This window comes from Marinobacter subterrani (genome assembly GCF_001045555.1).
Classification (GTDB): domain Bacteria; phylum Pseudomonadota; class Gammaproteobacteria; order Pseudomonadales; family Oleiphilaceae; genus Marinobacter; species Marinobacter subterrani.
On the sequence record NZ_LFBU01000001.1, the window covers coordinates 2,124,938 to 2,139,551 of the forward strand.

Sequence of the window (14,614 nt, forward strand, 5' to 3'; positions counted from 1 at the left end):
ACTTTTTAGTCACGGGCGGTGACTGACACAGCCCTCGAACGCCAAAACAATAAAACGGACAACGGGCGGAGGATCAGGGACCCCGTTGTTGAGGAGGAAAAATGTCCACATCCGTTAACCACCTCGACGAGCGGACGCGGGATTCCGCCGAGCTGCTTGAAGAGATCATGCCGACGGCCATTACCCTCGCCATGATGCTGCGCCACCGGAAGATGGCGGCCTGGCTGCGAACCGAATTTGATGGCTATCAGGATCTGGAGGCCGCCCCGCCCTATCGCCGCCAGTTGCACGGACATATCGTTGCCAAGTCACCCCAGTATGGCTGGATCCCTGCGCCAATGGACGATCAGCAGAAGGAGGAGTTTGGCTATATGGACCTTCCCGAAGGCGTAAAAAGCCTCGAAAAGATCTGCCTGAACTGCAAGAAGGGCAGCGGCAATCGGGTTCTGCTGGCCAAGGAAGACATGGCTGTTTTGCAGAAGCAGATCAACCTGACGGCCGAACTGGCGATCAATCTCAGCCGGGACGTCTACTGCCGCCTGCTGCGAATTGTCCGGGCCTCCATCTATCTCTGGACCCAGGAGCTCATAGCCGCAGGCCTGGCCGGCGAACACAACCACTACAGCCCGGAGGAGCGGGCGAAAGTGGCGCAACTGGATGACCCCGAGACGTTCTGGCGCCGGGCCATGGAAGAGGTGGGCGCATTGCCGATTCCGGACGTTCGCGAGGTTGGATTCTTCGAACGGGTGTTCGGGCGCGCAGGCTAAGGCCTGCCCCCGGCACCTTACAGCACGCTGACAATACCAACGCCGCTCACCACCAGCAGCACCGTCCCCAGCACACGGAAAAAGACCGGTGTCTCGGCCCGGAGAATGCGGTCGTGGGCATAGAGCCCGATAACATGACCCACGGCCGCACACGGCAGCAGCCAGAGATGGTGAATGAGCTGGAGATCCACGCCCGCCCAGATAAAGGCGCCCATCTTGATCAGCACCAGAATAAACCAGAGCGCGAACAGCGTATCCCGAAGTTTCTCCTTGGGCAGGTGCTGCGCGGCGACCGCGATGATCAACGGCGCGCCGATCAGGGAGGTACCACTGATATAGCCCCCTGCCATCAGGAATATCGTATCAACGGTTTTGCTGCCGCTACGGAACGGCCGGTTAATGATGTAGGACACCGAGTAAAGCGCGACAATCACGAAAATAATGGCACTGAGGACGTCGGACGGCAGGGTGATCAGGCCGAATACGCCAATCAGCTTGGGTACGATCATGATCCCGAGGATCCGCGAGAGGTACTTCCAGTCAACGGTGCTGACGCCGGGGGATTCTCCAGACCGGGTCCGGTTGTTCATCCAGATTGTCAGAGAAGAAAACACCAGCAGGTGAACCGCAATAATCGGAAGAAACACCAGAGGCTTATCGAGAACCAGCAGAAGAAACGGCAGCGACAGGACCGCACCGCCAAACCCGAGGCCTGACCGGACAAAACCGCTCCAGACAAAAATCAGGGCAATCAGCAGGTATTGATAGTTTGCGAGGTCTGACATGGAAATCCTGTAAAAAAATGGACCGGTTCTTTACGAAATTGTTCTAATCTCTGGTCTTTGCAAAGAAAAATAAACGGAGAATGTTAATGGCCCTGTCCTGGAAACAGAAGTTCATGCTGTTGATTGTTGCCACGCTGATCGGGTTGGCGATTGCCACCATGGCGTCCCTGAGCGGACTCGGCAAAGTGTCGGAGGCCTATGAGGCCCGGGGAAAGGCCCGGGCCTATGAATCCGCGTCTCTTTCGCTGCTGAACGACTGGCTCGCCCTTGAGCGATTGAGCGAGAGCCTGACGCCCGATCAGGTGGCAAGCTATCAGGCCCAGCTCGAGTCTCTGGGTGCCCAGTCTCTGGCGCTGAGTGAGTCGGCCACCGCCCTGCCTGATGAGGCCATCGCCGGTATCGCCAAGCAGGTGCGCGATCAGGTCGCCGAGTATACCCGACTTCGTTCCGAATGGCTGGCCCTCAACCGGCAACTGGGGCTGACCCCGGACGACGGTTTACGGGCAACAATGTCCACGGCCATCGATGAAGGCCTGCGGAAGATCAGCATCTCGATCTTCAACGACGACATCAATATTATCGCGTCAAATTACCGGGATTACCTTGCTACGTTTGGCGCCTCCTACGCCCAGGCCACCCGCGAAGCCATAGAGCGCATGCAGGCCACGGTTCGGGATATGGAATGGCAGGAAATCGACATTGGCAAATCCGTGCAGGCCTTCTCCGATGCCTTTGGCCGGGCGGAAAAGCTGATTGCCTCGCTGTCTGCCCTCGAAAGCCAACTGGCCGACACCGGCGCCAGCATTCGCAGCCTGATCAGCGAGCAGAACAACCTGCTTCGAACCGAGCTTATCGTCACCACCAGCCAGCGTGCCGAGGAAGCGCGAGCATCCTCCACCTGGCTGATCATCGCAACTTCGGCCGTGGTTCTGATCATCCTGATCATCACACTGACGGCGGCCTCCAGAACCCTGGTAAAGCGACTCAATGATGCGGTTAATCTGCTCACCAGGGTCGCGGGTGGCGATCTGAGCCAACGGCTCGAACCCGGCAAAAATCCCAACGATGAGTTCAACCGGCTGGGACAGGCGGCCAACACGATGCTGGACGATGTGTCCCGCGTGATTGGCCAGGTGGTTGAAGGCAACCGGACACTCTCCAGCCTGCAGGTTGAACTGGACACCCTGGTGGATCAGATGGGGCGCAACGGTGAGCAGGTGGAAGATGAGACCGAACAAACCGCCACCGCCGTTCAGGAAATTTCCCACACCGCCGTGGACATTGCCAGGTATACCCAGTCGGTTAACGACGCCGTACAAAACGCCAACGACGCGGCCCATTCCGGCGCCGACATCGTCCGGCGCAGCGCCACAACCATGAGCGAGCTGGCCGAGCGGATCCAGAGAACCCACGACCAGGTTGGCCAGTTGAGCAAAACCGGTGAAAAGGTCAACTCCATCGTCGGTGTCATCAACGGCCTCGCCGAACAGACCAATCTGCTTGCCCTGAATGCCGCCATTGAGGCGGCCCGTGCCGGTGAGGCCGGGCGCGGCTTTTCCGTGGTCGCGGACGAAGTCCGGTCCCTGGCGGAAAAAACAGTCTCCGCCACCAATGGCATTGCCGAAATCGTGGAGTCTCTCAATCGTGAAACTTCCGCCATTACCAGACTGATGAAGGAAGGCCTGGAGTCCGCCGGTGAGGGAGAGGGCAGCTCGAAGGAGGCGGCGAACTCCATCGAGCAGATTACCGGCTCGATCCGGCAACTGGCCGGCGACATGAACCAGGTGGTTTCGTCCGTCGAGGGCATATCGACCACCACCGAGGAAATTGCCCAGAAAGTCGAGCAGATCCATGGCCACACCCGGGAAACCTCGGATATTCGCCAGAAGCTCAACGCTCACATTGACCGGCTATCTTCCCAGGTGGCGGCCCTGACCCAGGCCTCCCAGGGCTTCCGGCTGTAACCGGCCAGAAGGCGAAACCTCTGGCTGTACCGCACTGGCTGCGGCGTTAGGGTACCCGGTACAGTACATTTAATCTGGGGTGGGAACATGCTGCATCTGTTGTTTCGCCCGTCCCACCCACGCCTACCAGCCCCTCGAGCGGGACCAGAAAATTACCCGCCAGCCTCGCCAACTGGTTTATGCTACGTTTACCCCATGAGGAGGAGCCCCTGCTCCGCGACCTGTTCCGCAGGCCCGGCGGGGAACAAATGGGACTTTGGTAACGTCAGTTTTCAAATCAATCCTCTTAAACCACCATTGCCCATGGACGAGGCGGAGAAAACACATGCATGGAACCCGCCGGTTTTGCGTTACGGCACCGATCATGGCGGCACTGGTCGCCACCCTCTGGCTGCCGCTCTGCTCGGCAGCGGAAGAAGCCATCGTTGAGCGAATCGAATCCCTTAATGCCGGCTTTCCGGTAAAGACCCTTGGCGACCGGCTCATGGCAGACAAGGCCTTGTCCGCGTTCTACAGCGCCAGGGCCTATGAGCCCGCCTGGCAGTCGCCCGAACTCCGGCGCCAGTTGATCAGCGCGGTAGAGCACGCCAGCGATGACGGGCTGAATCCCGCGGACTATCACGCAGGCATCCTGTCGGAACTAGCATTGCGACCCATGAGCGACTTCACCCCCGAACTCAGGGCTGATCTGGACCTGCTGTTCTCCGATGCCTTCCTGATGCTCAGCTCCCACATGCTCGAGGGCAAGGTCAACCCGCAAACGATTCATGCGGAATGGACAGCGAACCGGCGCCACAAGGCCATGGAATCCGTTCTCGCTGACGCCCTGGCCCGCGAAGACATTACCGGGGCCCTGGATGGCCTGCGGCCGGCCGACCCTGCCTACCGCAGGCTGATGACCGCACGGCGGGGCCTGACTGCCCTGCTGGGACAGTTATGGCTGCCTCTGGATTGGCAGCCGACAATCCGCCCCGGTGCCAGGGATGACAGGTTGCCCGAGGTTCGCAACCGGCTTGAAGCGCTGGGTGACCTGCCCCCTCAACCGGATAGCTCCGGCGATCCCCTGCGGTATGACGCCCCCCTGGAGCAGGCAATTGCGCGGTTCCAGGCGCGTCACGGGCTGGAACCCGACGGCCTGATCGGGCGCGACACCTTCCGGGCCCTGGATCTGATGCCCGTCGAGCGCCTGCGCCAGATTGATGCCACCCTTGAGCGCTGGCGCTGGTTGCCCGAATCCCTGGGCGACACCTATGTCCTGGTCAACATCGCCGGCTACGAACTGAAAATGGTGAAAAACGGCGAGGAGGTGCTGCGCAAGCGGGTGATTGTCGGGCAACCTTTCCGGCAGACCCCGGTGTTCAGCGACCGAATCCGTTACCTGGTATTCAATCCCAGCTGGACGGTTCCGCGCAAGCTGATGATCCAGGACCAGCTACCTCAGATTATCCACGATCCAGAATACCTCTCACGCCTCAATATCAGCGTTTATCGCGGGTGGGGAGCAGACCGGGAAAAAGTCGATCCGGCGACCATCGACTGGCAATCACTGAACCGGAATAACTTCCCTTACCAACTGGTTCAGGAGCCCGGCCCGAAGAATGCGCTGGGGCAAGTGAAGTTCATGTTCCCCAACCAGTACGACGTCTACCTACACGATACGCCGGGGCGCGGCCTCTTTGCCCGGGCCGCGCGTTCCTTCAGTTCCGGCTGTATCCGGGTCGAACAACCGTTCGATCTGGCGGAGCGGCTGCTGGCGAGTGCGCGGGATTGGCCGCGCCAGCGAATCGACAGCCTGGTGGCGACAGCAGAATCGCAAACCGTGGTATTGCCAGCACCCGTGCCGGTGCATATCCAGTACTGGACCTCTTGGATAGACGCCGAAGGCCGCCTGCAGTTCCGGAATGACATCTACAACCGCGATACCCGGCTGATCCAGCAACTCCGACAACCGGCATCCGGTGAAGGCCAACATCTGACGCCGGTTACTGCCTCCGAAAACGCTCCAATACTTCCTTCCACTGCCAAAAGGAGTGATCCACCAAAGCTGGATTGACAATATTGCCAAAAGGAATATCCTAATTTCTTTTGTTTATTATTGGAGGCGAACAATGACAATCCTCTCCCAATGGATTCTTGCTGGCGCCCTTATCGGCCTGGCGACCGGAGTCAACGCTGCCGGCGGCGACCCAGAAAAGGGCGCACAACTGGCAGCCCAGGGTGATGGCACTGGTGCCCCCTGTGCGGCGTGCCACGGCGCCGATGGGTCCGGCAACAACGCCGCCGGCTTCCCTCGCCTGGCGGGCCTTGATTCCGGGTACCTGGCCAAGCAGATGCTGGACTACAACGCCGGAAAGCGGATAAACCCGGTAATGCAGCCCAATATCAACAACTTCGACGCACAGCAGATACGCGATCTGGCGGCGTATTACGCTGCCATGCCCGTTCCACAAACCTCAACGCCTGCAACGGTCAGTGAGGATGTGCTGGCACTGGGCGAAAAGCTTGCCAACCAGGGTGACTGGGGCAACTACATTCCTCCGTGTTCTTCCTGCCATGGCCCCGGCAACCGCGGTGTCGGTGCAACCTTTCCGGCCATTGCCGGGCAACACCCGAATTACATCCGGTCCCAGATCAATGCCTGGAAAAACAACCAGCGGAACAACGATCCGAACAAGCTGATGACGGCAGTCGCAGAGCGGTTGACCGACGAACAGATTGATGCCGTGGCCGCTTATCTGGGCAGCCAGAGTGCAACCGCTGAATAACAGGAGGCAGAGCCATGACACTCAAGCACACGATTTCCCTGCTCGCCGGCCTGCTGGTGGCCATTACGTTGGCACGCGCCGAACCGGAGGTTCCGGTTGATCTGCCGGCTTTCAAGGAAGGCCAGTACGTTCACCAGGCGCCCACGGTGCAGGACCTGATCGCGAATGAGAACATTCACCCGGAACTCAAAAAGGTCATCCTCAAGGGCCGGGACATGTTCATGAACACCCAGCAGCTTCGCGGCAAATACGTGTTCAATGACCTGAACTGCAAATCCTGCCACATGGGTGAGGGGCGCATGAACTGGTCGGGGCCGGTCTGGCCGGCGGCAACGACCCTGCCGGATTTCCGGGGCAAGAACCAGCATGTAAATTCCCTGGAAGAACGCATTGCCGGCTGCTTCGCGTTCTCCATGAACGGGAAGCCGCCACCCTATGGCAGCGACGATATGCTGGCCATGGTGGCGTATCATAAATGGCTTGCCACGGGTGCGCCGGTGTATGAAAAGAATATTGGTGGCCGCGGGTTCAGTCATCTGGGCCGGGAAAAACCTGAGCTGAGCTACCAGCGGGGCAAAGAGGTTTATCTGGAAAACTGCGCGGTATGCCACGGCGAGAACGGCCAGGGACAGAAAAAGGATGGCGCGGTTGTCTTCCCGCCCTTGTGGGGCAACGGCTCCTACAACTGGGGCGCCGGTATGACCCGGATCTTCACGGCGGCCTCGTTCATCAAGAACAACATGCCGCTCGGGAAACCGGGCTCGCTAACCGATGACGAGGCCTGGCAGGTTGCCAACTTCATCAACTCCCAGGAACGACCACAGGACCCGCGCTACACCGGTAATGTGAAGGAGACCCGTGAGAAATATCTGAACTTCCACAAACACACGAACTATGGAACAGTAGTAAACGGTGATTTACTGGGCGATCACGACAATACTGGCGACAAGCCTTTCCTCAAACCGGATGTTTTGCGGCCCCGAACGTTCGAATAAGGTCACAACGGGCAGGTAACAGGAAGGCAAGGTTCAGGAGATTTTATGCCACGGGTACTGCCTTTCCTTTTTGCACTGCTTCTGCTAAACGGCTGCCAGCTATGGCCCTCCGGGACGGAGGGCAATATTCCCGCGGACCGAATCCTGCTCAGCGCACAGCACTGCCTGAGTGAATACCTTGAAGAACAGGACAGGATCCATTTTGGCCCGTGCCTGAAGATTATCTCAGTTAACGGCGAGAAGCCCGTGGTCAGGCAGGGTGGCTTCATCGAGCTGCCGGTGGCCACGGCGCTGCGCCTGCAGACCACCTGTGTCTACCGCCATGCCGATGGCACGCCGATTCCCGCCACGGTGAGCACTGCCCCGTTTGAGATACAGACCAACACCTTCCCTTCCGGCGGACAGCGCTGGTATCTGCACGCGCACAGGCAGGCCCGTGGCGTGACGGGTTGCGAGCCAACCCTGGCCAGGTCCCTCTATCCCACGTACAAAACGGATTAGGCCAGTGCCCCCCGATTCCGCCACCTCCCCCGGCAACCATGACCATCACCTCCGGCTTCACGATGGCCGCCAACTGGCCTATACCGACCTGGGCGACTCTCTCGGGCATCCACTGCAATTCGGACACGGCATGCCCGGATGCCGGCTGGAGGGCCAGTTTCTCCACGCCCAGGCGCAGCGCCACGGGTTCCGCGTCATCACGCCGGATCGCCCGGGATCGGACGGTCGGATTACCGGGAGCGGCAGACCCTGCTGGAATACCCAGACGACATTCGACAGCTGATCGATGCCCTGAACCTGCCGCGCTTTTGCCATCTCGGCTGGTCCAGCGGCGGCTCCCGGGTCGGGCCCGGCCTGAGCGGCCGTCGGGCCATGTCATCGGACAATCCTCCTGACCAGAACAATCGTTCAAAAATCCTGACAGGCTGAGTCGATATTCTTCGCTTTAAGTAAGCGCACCTTGGCCGGATAGTAGATGCCCAACAATTCACTGACACGTGAGGGTATCTATGAGCGACGTGATGCAATCCAACAAATTCAAATCCATCGAGCTACCTAACCGGTTCGCCCTGGCCCCCATGACACGCACCAGCGCAGAACCCGACGGCACACCCAACAGCCTGATGGCCGACCATTACGAAGGCTATGCCAAAGGCGGATTCGGCCTGTTGATCACCGAAGGCACCTACACCGACGACAAGGCCAGCCAGGGTTATGCCAACCAGCCTGGCATCATCAACGAAGCCCAGATAGCCGGCTGGAAAACCATCGTTGACCGTGTGCATGCCGCTGGCAGCAAGTTCATGGTTCAGCTGATGCATGCGGGGGCCCAGTTCCAGGCCAACCATTACACCGATCAGCCAATGGGTCCGAGCGCGGTAATGCCCAAAGGCGCTCCGCTGGGCTTTTACGGCGACCAGACACAATGGCAAACGCCGGAAGCAATGACCGAGGCCGATATTAAAGCGGCGGTTGATGGCTTCGCGCAGTCTGCTGCCAATGCCAGGGCCGCCGGTTTTGACGGTATCGAGATTCACGGTGCCAACGGTTACCTGCTCAACCAGTTCCTGAGCACCCATTTCAACACGCGGGACGACAACTACGGTGGCGCACTGGAGAACCGCCTGCGACTGGTGACAAAGGTGGTCCGTGCGGTACGCAAGGCGGTGGGTGCAGACTACCCGGTCGGCATCCGGCTCTCGCAGGGTACGGTAACCGATCCCGACTACCAGCTCCCCGAAGGCGCAGCCGGATTCCGCCAGATCGTCGAGGCGGTACGCGATGCCGGGGCCGATTTCGTCCATACCACCGATGGCGACGTCAACCGGCACCACTTTACCGACGGCGATCAGAGCCTGGCCAGTGTCGCGGCGGCCGTTGAGGGCATTGAGCTGATCATCAACGGCAACATCGATGAAACCAACTACCAGGATGTCGCCAACCAGTTCCCGGGCGCCCTGCTGGCAGTGGGTAAGAAGGCCCTCGCCAATCCGGACTTTGTCCAGCGACTGAAGGATGGCAAGGAAATAGCGGACATCGACTTCGCCATGCTGCAGCCCAAGGCCACCATCGGTAACGAACTGGCCTGGCGCAGGCAGAACGCCGCCTGATCAGCCCAGTCATAACCGAAGTCAGTGCCCGCTGCTATGCTGAAGCTACAAGCCAACAGGAGCATGAATGACGTCTGACATCGGTATTGTCTGGCTGGGCACCCTGGCCAGCCTGTTCGCCGGCCTGGCCACGGGTGTCGGTGCCCTGGCGATTTTCCTGGTACGTTCCGTCAGTCACCGGCTCCGGGATGGCATGCTGGCCGCGGCCGCCGGCGTAATGCTGGCGGCCTCCTTCTTTTCCCTGCTGTTACCAGGGCTTGAATACGGCGAAAAGATCACCGGGCAGTCGTGGAGCGCGGCGCTCATTGTGATCTTCGGCTTGCTGTCTGGTGCCACGGCCCTGCTCTTCGTGCATCAGAAGCTCCCGCACCAGCATTTCGAGCTGGGCCGGGAGGGAGCAGATGTCTCCTATATCCGCGGAATCTGGCTGTTCATTATCGCCATAACGCTACACAACTTCCCCGAGGGAATGGCGGTTGGCGTCGGTTTTGCGGGCGGCGATATCAACAACGGGTATGTGCTTGCCATGGGCATCGGCCTGCAGAATATCCCCGAGGGCCTGGCCGTGGCCTTTTCCCTGCTGGCCATCGATTACTCCCGGCCCAGGGCCTTTGGCATTGCCCTGCTGACCGGCCTCGCCGAGCCCTTGGGCGGCGCCTTTGGTGCCACCCTGGTCTGGCTGGCCGAACCCCTGATGCCCTGGACGCTCGGCTTCGCGGCCGGCGCCATGCTGTTTATCATCAGCAACGAAATCATTCCGGAAACCCACCACCGGCAGTGGAAGATCATGTCCACCTTCTGCCTGCTGGGCGGGTTTGCAGTCATGATGTTTCTGGATGCCACTCTTGGCTAGGCTGCGGCAGCCAGGCTCCAGACTCCGGCCAGCACCTCCAGGGCCTCCGCAATCAGCGGCTCCTCCTGCCGGTCCCGGTGCCAGATAAAGCTCAGTGCACAGGGCAACTGCACCCCTTCGGCAATCACCAGGCCGCGCTCCTGGCGCTCCGTCATGGCCAGGGCATCCCGGGCGAGGCTCAGGCCAACCCCGGCGCGAACCAGGTCCAGCATGCAGGCTTCCTGATCGACCTGGGCGACCCCGTGTGGTGTCAGCCCCAGCGGTTCCAGGACAACCTTGAGCAACCGGTGGTGCACCGAATCCTCCGGCGTAACAATCCAGGGCATGGCAGCCAGCCCGGGCCAATCCGCCGAAGCAATCCGTGGCCCCCAGCCGGCCGGTGCGACCACGTAATAGTGAAACCGGGTGAGCTCCCGGTGCGCCACCTCAGGTGCCAGGGCCCCGGGGCCCACACCGGGCGGGGCCAGAAAGAATCCGACATCCAGCCGGCCATCGCGGACCTGCTCCAGCACGCTGCCACTCATCCCCTGCCGAAGCTCCGTTTCCAGTTGCGGCGCCCGCTCCACCAGCCGGTGCAAAAAGGCGCCCAGGCGAATGAATTCAGGGTCCACAATGGTGCCAATTCTCAACCGCCCCCGGAGGGTGCTGTGCAGTGCCCGGGCGCTCTGCTCAAAGGCCGCAAGCGTTGCCAGCGCCTTTTCGGCCGAAGGCAACAGGGCCTGACCGTCGGGTGTCAGCACCAGGCCCTGGGGCTTGCGCAGGAACAGTTTCAGATCCAGCTCATCCTGCAGTTGCTTGAGTTTCAGGCTGACGGCCGGCTGGGTCAGGTGGAGACGCTGCGCCGCCCGGGACACACTGCCCTCACGGGCAACCGTAACGAACGCCCGAAGGCTCTGAAGTGGGAACATGAACCGCCTCATCTGCGTCGATATGATATAAGTTAAACTTATATTACGAATTTGGAAATCTCAATTGCTTTGGCCCCTGAATCACCCTAGCCTGTTCAATCCATGATCGATGAAAATCCCAAAGGCGTCTCAAAATACTAATAATCGGCGCATCCCAAAGGGTTCACACGGAAACTATCGAGGCACTTATGACCAACGCAACCATCCTGCATTATATCAATGGCGAAATATCTCAGGGCACCTCCGGCCAGGCTCAGGATGTGTTTAACCCGGCAACCGGCCAGGTAACCGGCCAGGTAGCCCTCGCCAACCGTGCCAATGTCGACGCCGCGGTGGCCGCCGCCGATGCCGCCTTCCCGGCCTGGGCGGACACACCACCGATCCGCCGCGCCCGCGTGATGTTCAAGTTTCTGGAACTACTCAACAAACACAAGGATGATCTGGCCCGGGCGATCACCGCCGAACACGGCAAGGTGTTCACCGATGCCCAGGGCGAAGTAGCCCGGGGCATCGACATTGTCGAGTTTGCCTGCGGCATTCCCCAGTTGCTGAAAGGCGATTACACCGAGCAGGTGAGCACCGGTATTGATAACTGGACCACTCGTCAGCCGTTGGGCGTGGTCGCCGGCGTCACGCCGTTCAACTTTCCGGTCATGGTGCCCATGTGGATGTTCCCGGTGGCCATTGCCGCCGGCAATACCTTTGTCCTGAAGCCCAGTCCGCTGGACCCGAGTGCCTCCCTGATGATCGCCGACCTCCTGAAACAGGCCGGGCTGCCGGATGGCGTGTTCAACGTTGTGCAGGGTGACAAGGAGGCCGTGAACGCCCTGATCGAGCATCCGGATGTCCAGGCCCTGAGTTTTGTCGGCTCTACGCCGATTGCCAACCTGCTGTACGAGAAAGGCGCCAGGCACGGCAAGCGAATCCAGGCTCTGGGCGGCGCCAAGAACCATATGGTCGTGATGCCCGACGCCGATCTGGATAAAGCGGTAGACGCCCTGATCGGCGCCGCCTACGGCAGCGCCGGCGAACGCTGCATGGCTATCAGCGTAGCGGTGCTGGTAGGCGATGTAGCGGACGAAATCATGCCCCGGCTGGCGGAACGGGCCCGGGCCCTGAAAGTGAAAAACGGCGAGCAACTCGACGCCGAGATGGGCCCGATTGTCACGGGCGCCGCACACCAGCGCATTACCGGCTACATTGACAAGGGGGTGGCAGAAGGCGCTGAACTGGTGGTTGATGGTCGGGAGTTCGATGCATCAGGCACCGGCGAAGGCTGCCAGCAGGGCTTCTGGATGGGCGGCTCGCTGTTCGACCACGTAACCCCTGAAATGACCATCTATAGAGAAGAGATCTTCGGCCCGGTGCTGGTCTGCGTACGGGTGCCGGATATCGCCACCGCCATTCGGCTGATCAATGAGCATGAGTTCGGCAATGGCGTCAGCTGCTTCACCGAGAGCGGCAACGTGGCCCGGGAATTCGGCCGCCGCATTCAGGTGGGCATGGTCGGAATTAACGTACCCATTCCGGTACCCATGGCGTGGCACGGTTTTGGCGGCTGGAAGCGCTCGATGTTTGGCGACACCCACGCGTACGGCGAGGAAGGGGTGAAGTTCTACACGCGCCAGAAATCCATCATGCAGCGCTGGTCCGATTCCATCGACGCCGGTGCCGAGTTTGTCATGCCAACTGCCAAGTAACGACGGAACCAGCTGTGGAGAACAGGCCATGTCCGACAACAAAAGCGCACAGGGACACCAGGAATTCGATTACATCGTGATCGGCGCCGGCACCGCGGGCTGCCTGCTTGCCAACCGCCTGAGCGCCGATCCGGCCAACCGGGTACTGCTGATCGAGGCGGGCGGCAGGGACAACTACCACTGGATCCACATCCCCGTCGGCTACCTGTACTGCATTGACAACCCGCGCACCGACTGGCGCTTCCGCACCGAGCCGGCGCCCGGCCTCAACGGCCGTTCGCTGATCTATCCGAGGGGCAAGACCCTGGGCGGCTGCTCCAGCATCAACGGCATGCTCTACATTCGCGGCCAGGCGCGGGACTACAATCAGTGGGCAAGCATCACCGGGGAAGATGCATGGGCCTGGGATAACTGCCTGCCCGACTTCATGCGCCACGAGGACCACTACCGGCTGGATGAGGGCGGCGATGCCGACCCGGATCATCACAACTATCATGGCCATGGCGGCGAATGGCGCGTGGAGCACCAGCGTCTGAAATGGAAAGTACTGGAAGACTTCGCCACCGCCTGCGTTGAAGCCGGCATTCCCCGGACCCGGGATTTCAATCGGGGTGATAACGAGGGTGTCGACTATTTTGAGGTGAATCAGCGCGCCGGCTGGCGCTGGAACACCTCCAAGGCCTTTCTTCGGAGCGCGGAAAAACGCCTCAACCTTACCCTCTGGCACTCCACTCATGTAATGCGCCTGGAAACCGAAACCTCCGGAGCCGTCCCCCGATGCACCGGTGTCCGCGTAGAGCGACCCGGAGAAGGCGAGGTCATCGCCCGCGCGACGCGGGAAGTCATTCTCTCCGCCGGCGCCATTGGCTCGCCGCAGCTGCTGCAGTTGTCGGGTATTGGCCCGGCCGGGCTGCTCAACGAACATGGCATTAAGGTGGTTGCCGATCTGCCCGGCGTCGGTGAGAACCTGCAGGATCACCTGCAGATCCGCTCGGTGTACAAGGTGAAGGGTGTCACCACCCTGAACACCATGGCCAATTCGCTGATTGGCAAGGCCCGCATCGGCCTGGAGTACCTGCTCACCCGTTCCGGGCCCATGAGCATGGCGCCTTCCCAGTTGTGCCTGTTCACTCGCAGCTCCGAGGAGTACAAACACGCCAACATTGAATACCACGTGCAACCCCTGAGTCTCGACGCCTTCGGCCAGCCATTGCACGATTTCCCCGCCATCACGGCCAGCGTCTGCAACCTGAACCCCACCAGCCGGGGCACGGTACGCATTCGCAGCAAGGATCCAAAACAGGCCCCGGCAATTGCCCCGAACTACCTGAGCACCCCCGAAGACCGGAAGGTGGCGGCCGATTCACTGCGAGTCACCCGGCGCATCGCCGGGCAGCCGACGTTCATGCAGTATCAGCCCGAGGAGTTCAAACCGGGCCTGCAGTATCAGACCGACGATGAGCTGGCCAAACTGGCGGGCGATATCGGCACCACCATTTTTCACCCGGTGGGCACCACCCGCATGGGGCGCCCTGAGGATGGCATGGCCGTGGTCGATCCACACCTGCGGGTTCGGGGTATCGCCGGCCTGCGAGTGGTCGATGCCGGCGTAATGCCCACCATCACCAGCGGCAACACCAACTCCCCCACCCTGATGATTGCCGAGAAAGCCGCCCGCTGGATCCTGGCCGGTGATTAGTAACTGAACTGGTTGCAGTTTCCAGGTTTTTGCGTGAGATCAGGCTGCTAGAATTGGCAGCCTGATT

The 14,614-nt window shown here is 60.6% G+C and carries 13 protein-coding genes; 11 read left to right on the forward strand and 2 right to left on the reverse strand.

The genetic code is table 11. The annotated features are described in order from the left end of the window. The first annotated feature begins 101 nt into the window (after window positions 1-101). Entirely contained in the window at window positions 102-767 is a 666-nt protein-coding gene (locus tag msub_RS09995) for an AbiTii domain-containing protein (RefSeq protein ID WP_048495882.1), read from the forward strand. 17 nt (window positions 768-784) lie between these two features. Here the strand turns inward: msub_RS09995 and msub_RS10000 are convergent, their stop codons facing one another. Next, the gene (locus tag msub_RS10000; protein WP_048495883.1) at window positions 785-1,552 is read right to left on the reverse strand and encodes a TSUP family transporter; all 768 of its coding nucleotides are present in this window, start codon (window positions 1,550-1,552) and stop codon (window positions 785-787) included. An 86-nt stretch (window positions 1,553-1,638) separates the two neighbouring features. Here msub_RS10000 and msub_RS10005 point away from each other — a divergent pair, with 86 nt between their 5' ends. The 8 genes from msub_RS10005 to msub_RS10040 all read left to right on the forward strand — a co-directional run bounded on the left by msub_RS10005 (window position 1,639) and on the right by msub_RS10040 (window position 10,240). Beyond that, the gene (locus msub_RS10005; protein ID WP_048495884.1) at window positions 1,639-3,516 is read left to right on the forward strand and encodes a methyl-accepting chemotaxis protein; all 1,878 of its coding nucleotides are present in this window, start codon (window positions 1,639-1,641) and stop codon (window positions 3,514-3,516) included. A 325-nt stretch (window positions 3,517-3,841) separates the two neighbouring features. After that, window positions 3,842-5,569 (forward strand): L,D-transpeptidase family protein, encoded by a 1,728-nt coding sequence (locus msub_RS10010; RefSeq protein WP_048495885.1) that lies wholly within the window; start codon window positions 3,842-3,844, stop codon window positions 5,567-5,569. A 55-nt stretch (window positions 5,570-5,624) separates the two neighbouring features. After that, window positions 5,625-6,281 carry a c-type cytochrome gene (locus msub_RS10015; protein ID WP_048495886.1) on the forward strand — a complete coding sequence of 219 codons (657 nt, stop codon included), beginning with the start codon at window positions 5,625-5,627 and terminating at the stop codon, window positions 6,279-6,281. A 14-nt stretch (window positions 6,282-6,295) separates the two neighbouring features. Next, the gene (locus msub_RS10020; protein WP_048495887.1) at window positions 6,296-7,276 is read left to right on the forward strand and encodes a c-type cytochrome; all 981 of its coding nucleotides are present in this window, start codon (window positions 6,296-6,298) and stop codon (window positions 7,274-7,276) included. Window positions 7,277-7,321: 45 nt separating this feature from the next. Continuing rightward, entirely contained in the window at window positions 7,322-7,777 is a 456-nt protein-coding gene (locus msub_RS10025) for a hypothetical protein (protein WP_048495888.1), read from the forward strand. Window positions 7,778-7,781: 4 nt separating this feature from the next. Beyond that, window positions 7,782-8,060 (forward strand): alpha/beta fold hydrolase, encoded by a 279-nt coding sequence (locus tag msub_RS21800; RefSeq protein ID WP_048495889.1) that lies wholly within the window; start codon window positions 7,782-7,784, stop codon window positions 8,058-8,060. A 238-nt stretch (window positions 8,061-8,298) separates the two neighbouring features. After that, complete coding sequence (locus msub_RS10035) at window positions 8,299-9,387, forward strand: oxidoreductase (RefSeq protein ID WP_227506694.1); 1,089 nt, start codon at window positions 8,299-8,301, stop codon at window positions 9,385-9,387. A gap of 67 nt (window positions 9,388-9,454) precedes the next feature. Next, complete coding sequence (locus tag msub_RS10040) at window positions 9,455-10,240, forward strand: ZIP family metal transporter (protein WP_048495891.1); 786 nt, start codon at window positions 9,455-9,457, stop codon at window positions 10,238-10,240. On the opposite strand, the gene msub_RS10045 is transcribed toward msub_RS10040, so the two are convergent. Then, window positions 10,237-11,148 (reverse strand): LysR family transcriptional regulator, encoded by a 912-nt coding sequence (locus msub_RS10045; protein ID WP_048495892.1) that lies wholly within the window; start codon window positions 11,146-11,148, stop codon window positions 10,237-10,239. The genes msub_RS10040 and msub_RS10045 overlap by 4 nt on opposite strands. A gap of 188 nt (window positions 11,149-11,336) precedes the next feature. Between msub_RS10045 and msub_RS10050 the strand changes: the two genes are divergently transcribed. Both msub_RS10050 and msub_RS10055 read left to right on the forward strand, forming a co-directional pair. Further along, complete coding sequence (locus msub_RS10050; protein WP_048495893.1) at window positions 11,337-12,848, forward strand: CoA-acylating methylmalonate-semialdehyde dehydrogenase; 1,512 nt, start codon at window positions 11,337-11,339, stop codon at window positions 12,846-12,848. A gap of 28 nt (window positions 12,849-12,876) precedes the next feature. After that, entirely contained in the window at window positions 12,877-14,547 is a 1,671-nt protein-coding gene (locus tag msub_RS10055) for a GMC family oxidoreductase (protein ID WP_048495894.1), read from the forward strand. The last annotated feature ends 67 nt before the right edge of the window (window positions 14,548-14,614 follow it).

Bases quoted from the DNA above. Each gene is read 5' to 3' on its own strand.
- msub_RS10040 (WP_048495891.1), top strand. From the start codon at position 9,455: ATGACGTCTGACATCGGTATTGTCTGGCTGGGCACCCTGGCCAGCCTG.
- msub_RS10015 (WP_048495886.1), top strand. From the start codon at position 5,625: ATGACAATCCTCTCCCAATGGATTCTTGCTGGCGCCCTTATCGGCCTG.
- msub_RS10020 (WP_048495887.1), top strand. From the start codon at position 6,296: ATGACACTCAAGCACACGATTTCCCTGCTCGCCGGCCTGCTGGTGGCC.
- msub_RS10010 (WP_048495885.1), top strand. From the start codon at position 3,842: ATGCATGGAACCCGCCGGTTTTGCGTTACGGCACCGATCATGGCGGCA.
- msub_RS10035 (WP_227506694.1), top strand. From the start codon at position 8,299: ATGCAATCCAACAAATTCAAATCCATCGAGCTACCTAACCGGTTCGCC.
- msub_RS09995 (WP_048495882.1), top strand. From the start codon at position 102: ATGTCCACATCCGTTAACCACCTCGACGAGCGGACGCGGGATTCCGCC.
- msub_RS10045 (WP_048495892.1), bottom strand. From the start codon at position 11,148: ATGTTCCCACTTCAGAGCCTTCGGGCGTTCGTTACGGTTGCCCGTGAG.
- msub_RS10005 (WP_048495884.1), top strand. From the start codon at position 1,639: ATGGCCCTGTCCTGGAAACAGAAGTTCATGCTGTTGATTGTTGCCACG.
- msub_RS10000 (WP_048495883.1), bottom strand. From the start codon at position 1,552: ATGTCAGACCTCGCAAACTATCAATACCTGCTGATTGCCCTGATTTTT.
- msub_RS10055 (WP_048495894.1), top strand. From the start codon at position 12,877: ATGTCCGACAACAAAAGCGCACAGGGACACCAGGAATTCGATTACATC.
- msub_RS10050 (WP_048495893.1), top strand. From the start codon at position 11,337: ATGACCAACGCAACCATCCTGCATTATATCAATGGCGAAATATCTCAG.
- msub_RS10025 (WP_048495888.1), top strand. From the start codon at position 7,322: ATGCCACGGGTACTGCCTTTCCTTTTTGCACTGCTTCTGCTAAACGGC.